11 protein-coding genes are annotated in these 13,432 nt (G+C 55.4%); 8 read left to right on the top strand and 3 right to left on the bottom strand.

The window, feature by feature from the left end; genetic code table 11:
• Positions 1-109: 109 nt before the first annotated feature.
• Positions 110-1,000 carry a 4'-phosphopantetheinyl transferase superfamily protein gene (locus YU3_RS37465; RefSeq protein WP_245273656.1) on the bottom strand — a complete coding sequence of 297 codons (891 nt, stop codon included), beginning with the start codon at positions 998-1,000 and terminating at the stop codon, positions 110-112.
• 655 nt (positions 1,001-1,655) lie between these two features.
• Between YU3_RS37465 and ehuB the strand changes: the two genes are divergently transcribed.
• The 6 genes from ehuB (at position 1,656) to YU3_RS0125045 (ending at position 7,773) form a co-directional block, all read left to right on the top strand.
• Positions 1,656-2,537, top strand: coding sequence for an ectoine/hydroxyectoine ABC transporter substrate-binding protein EhuB (gene ehuB / locus YU3_RS0125070; RefSeq protein ID WP_245273655.1), 882 nt, complete (start codon positions 1,656-1,658; stop codon positions 2,535-2,537).
• Between the two features lie 96 nt (positions 2,538-2,633).
• The gene (gene ehuC / locus YU3_RS0125065; protein ID WP_027168802.1) at positions 2,634-3,293 is read left to right on the top strand and encodes an ectoine/hydroxyectoine ABC transporter permease subunit EhuC; all 660 of its coding nucleotides are present in this window, start codon (positions 2,634-2,636) and stop codon (positions 3,291-3,293) included.
• Positions 3,290-3,958 (top strand): ectoine/hydroxyectoine ABC transporter permease subunit EhuD, encoded by a 669-nt coding sequence (gene ehuD / locus YU3_RS0125060; RefSeq protein WP_027168801.1) that lies wholly within the window; start codon positions 3,290-3,292, stop codon positions 3,956-3,958. The genes ehuC and ehuD overlap by 4 nt, the downstream gene beginning before the upstream one ends.
• Positions 3,959-4,069: 111 nt before the next feature.
• Positions 4,070-4,846, top strand: coding sequence for an ectoine/hydroxyectoine ABC transporter ATP-binding protein EhuA (ehuA, locus tag YU3_RS0125055; RefSeq protein ID WP_280797819.1), 777 nt, complete (start codon positions 4,070-4,072; stop codon positions 4,844-4,846).
• Positions 4,847-5,140: 294 nt separating this feature from the next.
• Positions 5,141-5,605 carry an Lrp/AsnC family transcriptional regulator gene (locus tag YU3_RS0125050; protein WP_027168799.1) on the top strand — a complete coding sequence of 155 codons (465 nt, stop codon included), beginning with the start codon at positions 5,141-5,143 and terminating at the stop codon, positions 5,603-5,605.
• Positions 5,606-6,087: 482 nt separating this feature from the next.
• Positions 6,088-7,773, top strand: coding sequence for a GMC family oxidoreductase N-terminal domain-containing protein (locus YU3_RS0125045; protein ID WP_245273654.1), 1,686 nt, complete (start codon positions 6,088-6,090; stop codon positions 7,771-7,773).
• 397 nt (positions 7,774-8,170) lie between these two features.
• On the opposite strand, the gene YU3_RS0125040 is transcribed toward YU3_RS0125045, so the two are convergent.
• Complete coding sequence (locus YU3_RS0125040; RefSeq protein ID WP_027168797.1) at positions 8,171-9,316, bottom strand: ArgE/DapE family deacylase; 1,146 nt, start codon at positions 9,314-9,316, stop codon at positions 8,171-8,173.
• A 34-nt stretch (positions 9,317-9,350) separates the two neighbouring features.
• Positions 9,351-10,541, bottom strand: a complete 1,191-nt coding sequence (locus tag YU3_RS0125035) for an aminotransferase class V-fold PLP-dependent enzyme (RefSeq protein WP_036259489.1) — start codon at positions 10,539-10,541, stop codon at positions 9,351-9,353.
• Positions 10,542-11,601: 1,060 nt separating this feature from the next.
• Between YU3_RS0125035 and YU3_RS0125025 the strand changes: the two genes are divergently transcribed.
• A complete protein-coding gene (locus tag YU3_RS0125025; protein ID WP_036259487.1) occupies positions 11,602-12,135 on the top strand; it encodes a hypothetical protein in 534 nt (177 codons plus the stop codon).
• Positions 12,132-13,406, top strand: a complete 1,275-nt coding sequence (locus YU3_RS0125020) for a DGQHR domain-containing protein (protein WP_027168794.1) — start codon at positions 12,132-12,134, stop codon at positions 13,404-13,406. Before YU3_RS0125025 ends, YU3_RS0125020 begins: the two co-directional genes overlap by 4 nt.
• Positions 13,407-13,432 lie beyond the last annotated feature (26 nt).

Raw genomic sequence — 13,432 nt, 5'->3', positions numbered from 1 at the left:
TGACATCCAACACGACACGCTCCGAGCTGTGACGCCTTGCCTTGAACAGAGACCGGCCTTTGAAATCTGCTCGAGCCGGACATCGCTTGGCGCAGCACCGCGCGCAAAATCAAGCGGGCGAAGATGATGCGTCTTTTTGGGACCTCGTAACGAAAACTGCGGTGAGTATCAGTCTATTGGCAAAGGCGAACCGGCCGCGAAGCTCCCGCGCATGAACGTCGACCGGCGTGTGAAGAACGCGAGCACGAAATGTGCCATCATTCGGCACGATGGTGACCACGGCGTCCTCGAAGCCCAGCCATTCACGTGTGAGCGGGAACCATGCCTTAAAGATGCTTTCCTTAGCACTGAAGAGCAACCGGTCCCAATTGAGGTCCCCAGGTGCGTTGGCCAGCCAATATCGCTCCTCGTCGACCGAAACGAGCTCCAACACACCAGACGGCAACTTCTCGTCGGCTTCTGCATCGATTCCAAGCGCAGCGTAGTCCTCATGCTGAGCGACGGCGGCGGCATAGAATTCAGCAGTGTGCGTTATGCTGCCTACGACACCAGACGGCCAAACTGGTTCCCGGTGGGGTCCACTTGGGATCGCGCACGGAGGGAAGCCGAGCTTGGACAATGCCGCCCTAGCACAGGCTCGCCCGATCGAGAATTCACGTCTTCTGCTCTCGACTGCAGTGGCGATTGCACTCTCTTCTTCGGCCATCACCTGAACCCGGCTGAGATCACTTGCCCGACAGGTTTGCACGGCAACATTAGGGGGGAGCAGCGTATCCAGATTTCCTCGCTCTCTCGGCCATAATGTGCTGCTGGGCCGTTTATGCACGCCGCGGCAACTTCCGTCCTTGCCCCAGCGAGCATTACAAACAAGAGCAACCAGCCCGGTCACAACTCCCAGCAACAGTGCATGGCTGGCCAACAGCCCTTTAAAACCCCAAGGATCAGGAAATAGCAATATGGGGAATGAAAAGTATCCCTCTAGCGAGGGAAACGACTGCACTCAGACCTACCCCGCTCTGGCGAGAGCCGCGGCCCGGTCGGGTTCCTCCTCCGATACGCCAATCCGCTCGCCCCACGCTGCCTCCAAAAGACACCTTCGCTGGCTCGAATGAGCCCGCACCCCACTTGAGGGGCTCCCTCCCAGTTCTCTCGCACTGGCGGCCTCTTGGGCGCTTTCAGGCGTGTGACCCGGCTTTTCCTGGCTCTGGCTCCGCTGACCATCCCTCCTATTTTGGCCGGCGGGCCCAGCTTTTGTAGCAAGCGCCTCTCCGCGCCGATTGGATTTTGGATACAACTGGTAGCGCCTGCTCATTAGCGGAGCCCAGGGCGATGTGTGGACTGCATCACTTATTCGTTGTCGCTGCAGTTTCCTATCGGCGCCTCTCGACTTGATCGCCGCGCAGCACTTTGCCGTTCAGAAAAGCCGACTTCCTGCGTCAATATTGAAAAGTCGCGCAAAACCGGCGCCTTACGGCTGTTAGATTCACTAGGCGAGCGTGGTGATCCGTTGCCGGTTGGACGACAGGTCCAATGGGGAGTGCGATAGCCTCGCTCCAAATGGGAACTGCCGTGGCGGTCAATAAAAACGCATGCAGCGTCGTCTCACGACGTTTTACACTGCGAAAAGCGGCCAACGAAATGGAAGGAGTTACCACATGAACAAATGGCATTTTTTCGAGCGCAGAACACGCGTCTTTAGGTGCGTGGTTCTGAACGGAATGGCTGCTTTGGGTGCAGCGATGTTGGCAATCGGCTTGGTGGCCGGTTCAGCCTCGGCGGGTTCGCTACTCGATAAGATTAAAAAGGGAGAGCCGATCCGGATCGGCTATTCCAATGATGCTCCATGGGCTTACTCCGGATCCAACAATGAACCGCTCGGCATAAGCAATACGATTATGCTGGCCGTCTTAAAGAAAATGGGGGCCGGCAAGGTCGAGCCGGTCAGTGCTGAATGGGGGGCGCTCATTCCCGGCCTGCAGGCCGGCCGCTTCGACATTATTGCCGACGCCATGGGCGTCCTCCCTGCACGTTGCCGAAACGTGCTCTTCACCGATCTGATCGCTACTCTCAGGGATGCACTCGTCGTGCCAAAGGGCAACCCGAAAGGGCTGCATTCCTATGCCGATATTCGGGATAAGGGTGCGACGTTCGTCACAGGCGTTGGGTTTGTTGATTTGGCGACCGCGAAGAAAGTCGGAATTCCCGAAGACAAGATCTTGCAGGTTACTGACTATACGGAGATCGTCCAGGCAGTGAAAGTCGGCCGCGCCGATGCCGGTGGCTCCGAATATTTGACCTTGAAGAAAGCTATCGCCAGTAATGACAGGCTTGAGCTAGCAAATCCGTACATCCCCGCCTGGCACATCTCCCCCGCTTTCGCCTTCCCGCTCAACGAGCAGGCCGCGGTCGACGCCTTCAACTCGGCGATGAAGGCTTATATCGGCTCCGATGAGATGCTGGCGTCTGTCAGCACTTACGGATACGATAAGTCGATATTGCCGGGCAGCGAAAAAACCGCCGATCTCTGCAAGGATTGAAGGAAGACCACAAAGCGACACTTGGCGTCTAATCCCCTTTCCGGACTGCCCGAAAAGGGGATTACGAGAATTACCATAAGGAAGGGAAGCGAATACATGCTGAGCTTCGGCGTGGCGGCGCTCGCCAAGGGGATGTTGGTCACTTTGATCGTCACTCTTGGGGCGTCGCTGGTAACGAGCGTACTGGCGCTGATCGTGGGCCTGATGAGAGTCTCGCCCATCAAACCGGTTCGTTGGCTCGCCATTGGCTATATCGAATTCTTCCGTGGGACATCGTTGCTGGTGCAGGTCTATTGGTGGTTTTTCGTGTTGCCTATCTTCGGACTCGCCCTTTCTCCATGGACGGTGGCCATCTTCGGAATCGGCCTCTGCGCGTCCGGCTATGGGGCCGAGGTGGTTCGCGCCGCCATCCAGGCGGTCGACCGCGGGCAGTATGAAGCCAGCATTGCGCTCAACTTTTCACGGCTCACTATGATGCGCCGCATCGTAATGCCGCAGGCAATCCGCGCCTTGCTGCCGTCCTGGGGTAACATGCTTATAGAATTGCTTAAAGCGACGTCGCTCACTTTCTTCATCACCATCGCCGAGTTCACCTCAGCCGCCAAACTCGCAGCTGACACGACGGGCAACTATCTGCTTTTCTTTACTGTGGCGCTTTTTGGATACTACATCATCGCGCGCGCACTTATCACGCCCTTTGTCCGTTGGCTGGAACGCCGGCTCTCGCCGGGGTTCGTGCGGGAGGCAATGGCATGACTATTTGGGATTGGTCTTACGTTTGGGAGGCATTGCCGTATCTTTCTCTTGGCGCGATCGTCACCGTTGAGGCTACTCTATTCGGCTTCGCGATAGCATCGATCCTGGGTCTGGTTTTCGCGCTGATCCGCCAATCTCGGAACCGCTATGTCTCCACTGCCATGGCGGAAGTCGTGGAATTCATACGCTCGACTCCGCTGCTGCTTCAGGTTTTTTTCATCTATTTTGTCGGACCGGAATTCGGGATGTTTATCCCCGCTTGGATCGCCGGCGTAGGTATGCTCGGCGTCCACTACGCCGCTTACTGTTCGGAATGTTACCGCGCGGGAATTGAAACTGTAGATGGCGGACAGTGGGAGGCCTGCACTGCGCTTAACCTTTCGCCGCAGCGCAGCTGGCGAGCTATCATCTTGCCTCAAGCAATTCCCCCCATCGCGCCAGCCCTAGGCAACTATTTCGTCGGCATGTTCAAGGATACACCGATACTCGCCGCGATCGCTATCCCTGAGATGCTACAGCGGGCAAAGAATTTCGGCGGGGAAAACTATCGATATATAGAGGCGATCACCATGGTTGGTTTTTTCTACCTCGTGTTCAGTCTGGTCGCCTCAGCGATCGTCCAAGCAGTTAGCTTCTGGCTCAACCGCCGCTACCATCTGCAGTAGGAGATCTCGATGAACGAGCCCAGGGTTCGTCTGCAAAATGCCGCAATGTACTACGATGCGCTGACGGTGCTGGGGCAGCCCAATTTCCCCATGGCGCAAAACGAGAAAATCATGAATCAACCTATGGTCCGCTTCGAGAACGTTACCAAACGCTACGGTGCGCTGACCGTACTAGACAAGCTCAATCTAGATATCTCGCGCAATGAGAGGGTGTCGATTATAGGGCCCTCCGGCTCGGGGAAGACTACAGTGTTGCGCATGCTAATGACGCTGGAACGCATCAACGATGGAGTAATTTGGGTAAACGGCGAGCCATTGACGCACATGCAAAGGAGTGGTCGGATGGTGCCGGCGAACAATCGGCACCTCAGGCGCGTGCGCGGCCAGATCGGTATGGTGTTCCAGCACTTCAATCTCTTTCCTCACATGACGGCATTGCAGAACTGCATGGAGGCGCCGGTATCGGTACTTGGGCTTTCCAAGCCCGAGGCTGAGGCCCGAGCGGCGGATCTGCTCGACATGGTGGGGCTCGGCGAGAAGAAAAATCACTTTCCGATTCAGCTATCCGGCGGTCAGAAGCAGCGCGTGGCGATCGCCCGCGCGCTAGCCATGCGGCCCAAGGTGATGCTGTTCGACGAAGTGACCTCGGCTCTCGACCCAGAGCTAGTCGGGGAGGTGCTAAACGTCATCCGCAAGCTCGGCGCCGAGTTTGACCTCACTATGCTGATGGTCACGCACCAGATGGGCTTTGCTAAGGAATTCTCCAATCGTGTCTGTTTCTTCTATGGCGGCAAGATCGCCGAGCAGGGCTCGCCTGACCAGCTCTTCGGGGATCCGCAGAACGAGCGAACCCGTCAGTTCCTTAGCGCCGTATTGGAGGCAAAGTAATAGCTTAGGCCGGGCTCTACCATCCTGCAATGATGGCGGTGCGGGGGCACCTAGAACTCGCGATAAAGGTGCTTACACTCTCCGCTGGCCCGGTCACAGTTGGTCGCCAGTTCTAAAAAAGCGGACTCGCAACTTACGACCGTCCTCGGGGAGAGGGCGATACAAAATCCCTGCTTCGGGGAGCTGTTGGAAGCCTAGCTCTTTGTTGATCCTTGAGCATCGCGCAAAATGGCTTTATATCTGGGGTCAACGCAGATTTTCTGCGCGAAGCCCGGTTTCTTGCAGGTATCGCAAATGGAACTCGATAAAATCGATAGGAAGCTTCTCAACGCCGTCCAACACAACAATCGCCTCACGACAGAAGAGTTGGGCGAAATCGCCGGCCTTTCCCCCACCGCCTGTCAACGCCGATTGAAGCGGTTGCGGGACGCCGGTGTAATTGAGGCTGATGTAGCGATAGTCTCGCCAGGAGCTGTCGGGAGGCCGATGCTCATGCTCGCGTCCATTACACTGGAGCGCGATCGCCCGGACATAATTGATCGTTTCAAGCAAGCGGTTCGGCGCACACCTGAGATCATGAGCGCATATTATGTTACAGGGGAATCTGACTTTCTCCTCATAATTTCTGTACGTGATATGGCCGAGTATGAGGCATTCACCCGTCGCTTTTTTCACGAACATTCGGAAGTGAAGGCCTCCAAAACAATGGTGGTAATGGATCGAATCAAGGCGTCGCTAGCACTGCCAATTGAAGAATAGCGTCGACCACGCAGGGAGTCTCAGAGGGGCTTCCCGCAGATCCTGCGCGGTCTTTATCTGCTGCGCGATCTCTCGGCCTGACCCATACGGTTGGGAGTGGGTGCGACGGTTACAGCCGTACTGTACCGAAGTTTTCTCGCGAACTGAGTTAACCGAATGTATTGGCCAAGCAACACCGGTCACGATCGGCAGTTATCGCACCCCATGCAGAATAGCTAACTCGTCTCGTAACCCGTAGCCGATATCGCGCAGCGCTGACATCAGAGTCTACGCTGGCCGTCGCGGCTTGTTAATCGTCTACGATGGGGACGGATCAAGAGAAAGGTAAGCTGCGATCGCGCCAGTGCACAATGTCGTAAAGGTACCTAGCGGGGATTACGCGGACTGTAACCGTATGCGGCAGCTTTTCTGCGTAGAATGCCTCATTTTGCAGAAGGATGCGTTCGCATCCCTGCTAGGTTGAGCGTGGAGATTTGAATGGAGTGTATCCTTTGTTTTTCGACTACCTCATTGTAGGCGGCGGCTCTTCGGGATGCGTTATGGCGAACAGGCTTTCTGCTGATGGAAGTCAAGTGCTGCTCGTCGAGGCTGGTCCCGACTTTGCCCCAGATGCCATTCCTGACGATATCCTTGATGGCAATCCGACGCGCGCCTACTACAATACTCGTTATCAGTGGCCGTCACTCACTGCGACAATAGTGCAGAATGTCAGCAGACAGACTCATTACGAGCAAGCTCGTCTCATAGGAGGGGGTTCGAGCATTAATGCTCAGGTAGCCAACCGCGGGGCTCCGGCCGACTACGATGATTGGGCATCCGGAGGTGCCGAGGGCTGGGATTGGGAGAGTGTGCTGCCATTCTTCCGTCGGCTTGAGAACGACCTGGATTTTAGCAACGAGTACCATGGAAACGACGGTCCGCTGCCCATCACGCGCGTGGGAAAGGCGGAATGGTCCGGATTTATTTGCGCAGTGTCGGAGGCTTATCAAAGCAGAGGCATACCATTTCGATCCGACTTCAACGGGGAGTTTGGCGATGGACACTCAGTTGTTCCGTTGACAAACCGCAACCGTCGCCGCGTCTCGGCTGCGATGGCCTATTTGCCCGCAAGCGTGCGCGCTCGCCCCCACCTTAAGATTTTGCCGGAGACAACTGTCGTACGGCTAATCTCCTCAGGACGTCAAATAATAGGCGTCGAGACCGAGAGCAAAACGGGTCAGCAATCTTATTTTGCGGAAACAGTGATTCTGTGTGCCGGCGCTATTCATTCGCCCGCTTTGTTGATGCGTTCCGGGATTGGACCGGCGGGGCAGCTATCAAAACTCGGCATTGCCATTGTTGCGAACTTAGACGGGGTTGGCAAAAATCTGCAGGAGCACCCCGGTGTCGCCATCTCGGCCTATTTAAAACCGAACGATCGCATGGCACCGAATGCGACCGGCTATATCCAGATGCATGCTCGTTACTCCTCAGGACATGAGGGCTGCCCCTCAACAGATATGGCAATCTCGGCCTTGGCGAAGTCTGCATGGCATCCCATTGGCAAGCGCCTTGGCACTCTCAATTTCTGGGTTAACCGCTCCTTCTCGACGGGAACAGTCTCGCTCAAAAATTCCTCTCATGCCGCTGAGCCGGAGGTGAACTTCAACATGCTAAGCGACAATCGTGATGCTGATCGATTGAAGAAGGCGTTCCGGTTCGTAGCGCAATTACTCGAGCACAAGGCGGTGGCGGCCGTCGCGCTCGACCCATTTCCGTCTACCTGGACCGGGCGAGCAAAGCGGATAAGTAGCTACAACCGTATAAACTACGGAATTACGGGTATTGTCGCCGCGTTAATGGATAGTTCTTCGCGGTTGCGACGAGGGATAATAAAATCCGTCATCACTGATGGACGCAGTATCGCCGATCTCCTCAATAACGACGAGCTTCTCGACCGCTTCATACGCCAAAATGTCTTTGGCAACTTCCATCCAACGTCCACATGCAGGATGGGATCATCTGAGGACCTAAACAGTGTTACAGATGCGTCGGGGCGTGTTCACCGGGTAGCGGGCGTGAGAGTCGCCGATGCGTCAGTTATGCCATTTTGCCCACGAGCGAATACCAACATTCCGACGATTATGATTGCTGAAAAAATGTCTGATGCCATCTTGAACGACCGCTAAGGACGCGATCTAAGCCGCATGAGCAGTTCAACCTCAAGACATAGAAAGCCGTCCACACTCCCTGGTCTGCACTCGGCACCGTCGCCATCAGGCCGTCGAGCAGCGTTGAGCAGTTCTTGTGCGCCTATTGCTAGCTATCGGCAGGTGAGCCGGTACAGCGCATGCCACATCTATGCCGGCTTGGTCGCAGAGGGGCGGCCCTTGAATCTCACGTCGGCCGCGTCGCAGCCTCCTGAAGTTAGCCTAGCGAGCTTGGAGCGGGCCAGAGCTGAGAGTTCTGCGTATTCGCGGAAAGCGCGCGGTCAGGCGGTCATGACCGGCTGGTAATGTTGAAACTCACAGAATTCCAGAAAGGAACGCCACCAAGACAGAAAGTAAGACCACGTGCGTGGAAATTCTAGTAGTTAAGCATTATATGCTGGTATATCTCGACCGCCTTGCCTAACTGATCTATTTCAATGAACTCGTTGTTCGTATGGGCCTGAGCATCACTTCCCGGGCCGAGGACGACGCAAGGAATTCCCGCCAACGACAGCTGGCTTGCATCCGTGCCCCAGGGCGCTCCTACGTATTTTCCCGATCCAACAACATCAGCGCAGGCCGCTGCTGCCACCATAGCAATTTTGCTCGACATTGCGTTAGGCGGAGCTGGATCCTCTAGGGCAGGTAGCAAAGATCGGACTTTGATTTTGTCGTCGCCCTGGCGGAAACTTTCCAGTATGTCTTCTACCTCCTGTATCGCGAGCTGCGGCGACTCTCCTGGTATGAGGCGTCGATCAATCCAGATGCGGCACCGCGGCGGCACCGTTGTAATCTCTACGCCCCCTTCGATAAGGCTGACGGTTAGAGCGGGGGGGCCGACGAAAGGGTCCGCTCGTAGCGCCAGCTCATTACCATGCTCATCAAGCGCCAGTACTATCTTAGCCATTGCCGTGATTGCATTTACTCCGAGATGGGGCTTCGAGGTATGCGCGGCGACGCCTTCAACTTCGACTTGCCAGCGGACCGATCCCTTGTGAGCGACAACGAGCTCTAAGTTAGTGCATTCACCGACCACAGCGGCGTCATAGGACACGCCTGACTGCGCAATGGCACGAGCGCCAATTTTGCGGCCCTCTTCGTCAATGTCCGCCGCCACGACGACCGTGGCTTCGGGTTTGCGGTCTCCAAGGGTGCTAAGTGCCACCAACATAGCTGCAAGCGGCCCTTTGTCGTCGCAAGCACCGCGACCATAAATGCGCCCCTCCCGTTGTTCACCAGAGAACGGGTTGGATTCCCATTCACCTGTAGGCACAGTGTCCATATGGGCGATAAAAAGGACGCGCTTGTCAGGATCCTGCCCAGGGACCCAGGTTAACAAGTTCGAGCGCCCTTCCACCACGGGCTGTATTTCATATGGGAGATTTCGTTCTCTACAAAAATGCGCCAGAAATTCGACGACTCCTTGTTCTCCACTTCCCGTTGACGACAAAGCTGGGTTGACACTCTCAATTCTAATAAGCTCTTGTAGGAGCGCCGCAGTCTCTGCGCACACGGGGGGCATAGATTCTCCTATCGTAGGTGGTTTACCGCTTCGGCTACTTCAGCCAGCTCTTGGCCAACTCGACAACACGATCCACCTCTTCTTCCGTATTGTACAGATGAAGAGAAAAACGCAATAATCCCCTGCGTGTTGAGGCGGTCACCTGGTTGCTCATCATATAGGCGTGAAGCGACTGTATACGGCTGCTGATAGGTCGCCCGTCGGAGAGCGCTGCCATATCGCCAACCGCCACTATGCTTCCAGTGTGGCTCCCGGGAGGTCCCCCACAGACGGGCAATCCAAGTTCAAAGAGGCCGGAAGCCAGTCGTTTAGTAAGCGACGTAACCCTGTGGTCGATTGCTTCGGTCCCTATTTCAAGTAGTTGCCCCATTGATGCGTAGGCAGCTAGCATGGCCGGAAAGTTGTAGTGTCCAAGGTCAAAGCGGGCCGCCCCAGACCGCAATTTCACAGGGTCCAGCACCGGAGCCGATTCTGGCGCGTTCCCGAGATCCACACTGAAACGAGAAAGGTAGGCCGGATTTAATCGATCGGCCCATTCTTGGCGGCAATACAGAAATCCCGACCCATAAAGCCCCATCAACCCCTTCACGGTCGAAACCGCCAAACCATCGATGCCAAGTTGAGCGACATCTGTGTGGAGTATTCCCACGGATTGAGTTGCATCAGCTAAAAGGAAGGCTCCAAAATGCCTGCACGCCTCGGCGATTGGTCCCACTCGGGTTCGAAATCCGGGAACCATTGTCATCGTCGACAGTGAGACAATACGCGTGCGCGAGTCAATTGCCCGAATGAAGGCCGCAGGCGGAACCGAGCCGTTCTCCGGCTCTATGAACCGCAGTTCAACATTGTGGCGGACCTTGACCTGAAACCACGGTAGGATGTTATTTGCGTGCTCCAGTTTTGGGCACAGAACTATATTATCGCCGGGCTTCCAGTCGACGGCGTTAGCGATTATATTAATGCCTTCTGATGCGTTCTTCGTGATGGCGATCTCTTTTTCACCCGCACCGATAAACCGCGCAAAACGGGCGCGAGTTCGCTCGACGTGTTCCATTAGTGCAGGCTCATCATTCGTCCCGCAAAGCCGATTCTCCAGATGCGGTCCTATGGATGCCAACGCTGTTCTTGAGATGAGCCCCTGATTAGCAACATCCATGTAGATCGCGTTTTCCGTTGCCGGAAACTCGTATCGAATAGTATTAAGGGGAAGCAAAGTGCTTTTCATTCGGTAATTAAGGTCCTTCTAGCAGGCTGTTGAAAAACTGTTTTGTTCACGGAACGTATCGGAATCAGACACGGTACAAACCAGATTCAAAACGGGTATCTCTGGGACTTTTTCATCAACCTGCTAGGGATAGAGAGGCAGGAAGCGAGCACAAAATAGATGTTTGCAGCGCCCCGACTGGGGGATCGTTCGGCGAGCGGCTTTAGCACGATCCGTCGAACAAAAGGAACTCATAGAACGCACGTTCATAGCTTCATTCTATGCCTGGAACATTGTGGAAGTCAGGCTAATACCACCCCAGGCGTGCAGCTTTGCGGCGAAAAAGACGCAGCTTTTGCCGAGATCGTCGTCACAGGTGTTGGACGCCCAAAGGAGACAAATTTACGCCAGAACGCGAACCTTTTCCACGTTTCGATCTCAAGCAAACGAACAGGACAAATCTCTCGTCTGGTTCACCTGGCGTCCAAGAGCGCCGCAAGGGTCTTTACGTCATCGAGCAAACACATCAACCTCCATCTCGACGACATGGCGCTCAAGGCCGTATCTCTCTATACGCGGCTGCAACATGTGGGCTCGAGACGCAACTTTCCAAGATCGTAGAGGTATAAGACCATCCCAGCATGTGAGACAACGTTCGCCGTGATAGATGGAAAGGTCCCGTTCCGGACTCCGTTTTTTTGACAAATTTACGCCAAGTTCCCGCGCCCATCACAACGCAACTTGCACAAACAACAATTGTGGCGATCCGTAAAATTGACGTAGGCGATAGAGACTGGACCGCAAGCGCATACCGCTCTGCGAGTCGAAAGCAGGGGGATTATCGCTACTGAGCGCCAGCGGTTTTTAAACTGGAGATTCCAAAAAAGTATGTTGCCATTGGTACTTGTTGATCTCGAGTTAAATTGATGGTTATGGATTGGCAGTTTAAAAATCAAGAGCGGAATGTATATGCTTCTCCTGCGCGGGCTGGCTGCCGTGGCCATGCCGAGATCACTGAGATCGCACTTCCTCCGGCGACTGCTCAAGCGACTGATAGTGAGGAATGGTGGCATGTGGACTCATGGTGAAAGGTGATATGGGAGCGGTTGAAGGAGGGTGGAGTGAACTCCGCCGTGACGTTTGGCGTCGGACTACGCGACCGGCGGCGCATGCAACCTTTGTCTTTTTCTTTTTCGGCAGCGTAGTGCTGATCGGCGGCCTAGGAATCTGGGTGGAATTGATCAACGCGGCAAAGGCGCCATCGCCCACAGATTTTTTGCCCGTACGCACAGCGATGGCAACATTTTTTCCGGCGCTGATCGGTTCCACATGCTTCCAGATTGTGTTGGGGAAATATCTGAAGGCGCTGCGTGCGGTCGCGTTTGTCGGCACAACAGTTATCGCCGCTGTAGGTTTTTGGTTAATCCTAGACCGCAACCTTTCGACCGCTTTGTCGCTGTCCATCGGAACGCTGGCTTCGCTTGTCTCGCTTTGGTTCTGGTGGATAGCAAACGCTGACAACCCCGACTTTTTTGACGAGCCACTGGACCAAGCGGCCTTAGGAGGCAGCACCGACCGCCCCCTTGGTGGCGACCTTGGAGGTTTTGACGCATGACCACGTTCCCATATCGAACCAAGGTCCTTCGCGTTCGTCAGGAACTCGCAGAATGTTGGGTAGTAGCACTGCCGGCTCGCCTGCTTCTCGATGTCTGCTTCAGCGACGTCCTCACAGCCGAGCACACTGGCGACGCAAGCAGGCCATACAATCTCGGCGGAATTCAGCGTGAATATCGCGAGAAAAGGCTGCAGGAGATCGGCAGATATATCGATAGGGACGACACCGCGTTCCCCAATTCGATCATCCTGGCGGCGAATTCGCGGCCGAGTGACGGCATGACAGAAGACGATCCGGTTGATCAAGCGGAGGAGGATGCCGAAGACGGTAAGCCAGCTGACAATTTGGAAGTCGCCGATGGCGACCCAAGTCTGATCGACCGACGCTGGCGCATTGAGGTGGGAGACGATGGTTGCCATGAGCTGGTGATCCCAACCAAAGACAAGCTCGCCGCCGTGGTGGACGGCCAGCACCGCCTATTCGGTTTCGCGAAAGCGAAAGTGGTCGAGCGTCTTGAGATGGAGATGATTTGCGCGATCTATCTCGATCTGCCGAAGCCGTTTCAGGCACAGATCTTCGCCACTATCAACTCGAACCAGAAGCGAGTGGACAAGAGCCTGACGTATGAGATGTTCGGCTACAACATAGACGATGAGGATCCGTCTTTTTGGAGCCCAGACAAGCTTGCAGTGTTCCTGACACGCCGTTTGGGCAGCGACGACGCCTCACCTCTTAAGGGACGGATTGTCATCGCTCCCAAGAAGGACGCTCAACTTGCAGCGCTGACCGGTCACGGCGGGTGGAAGGTCTCGACTGCAGTTGTTGTAGAGGGAATTGCGCGACTCTTCACGAGCAACCCGAAGACGGACGCGAACGATCTCCAGACACCTGCCAAGGTGCGGCGCGCCGACATTCAAGAGCGCAGAAAGGATCGAGCGCCTCTGCGCGCGGCCTACTTCGCAGGTCAGGACATCGTGATCTATACCATGGTTCTGAATTATCTCATCGCTTGCAACGAGGTATTCTGGTCCGCTGCGCCCGCAGACTCGTTCATATTCAAGACGGTGGCCGTGCAGGCGCTTTTCGACATTTTACGTCGGTTGGCCCCCGACGCTTACGAACGGAAAGTCATCTCAGTCGAGTACTTCCGATCAATTCTACAACCAGCACGCGGATTGAACTTCAGCGAGGACAAATACCGCAACGCGTCGGGATCGGGCCGAAGCATCATTCGTCGGGCAATCGAGGAGCAAATTGGACTTGCGAATTAGGTCTATCAGACGTTTTAATCTAAGCA

The sequence above is a fragment of the Mesorhizobium sp. WSM3224 genome (assembly GCF_000427725.1).
In the GTDB taxonomy this organism is placed as follows: domain Bacteria; phylum Pseudomonadota; class Alphaproteobacteria; order Rhizobiales; family Rhizobiaceae; genus Mesorhizobium.
This window is presented reverse-complemented; position numbering and strand designations above follow the sequence as displayed.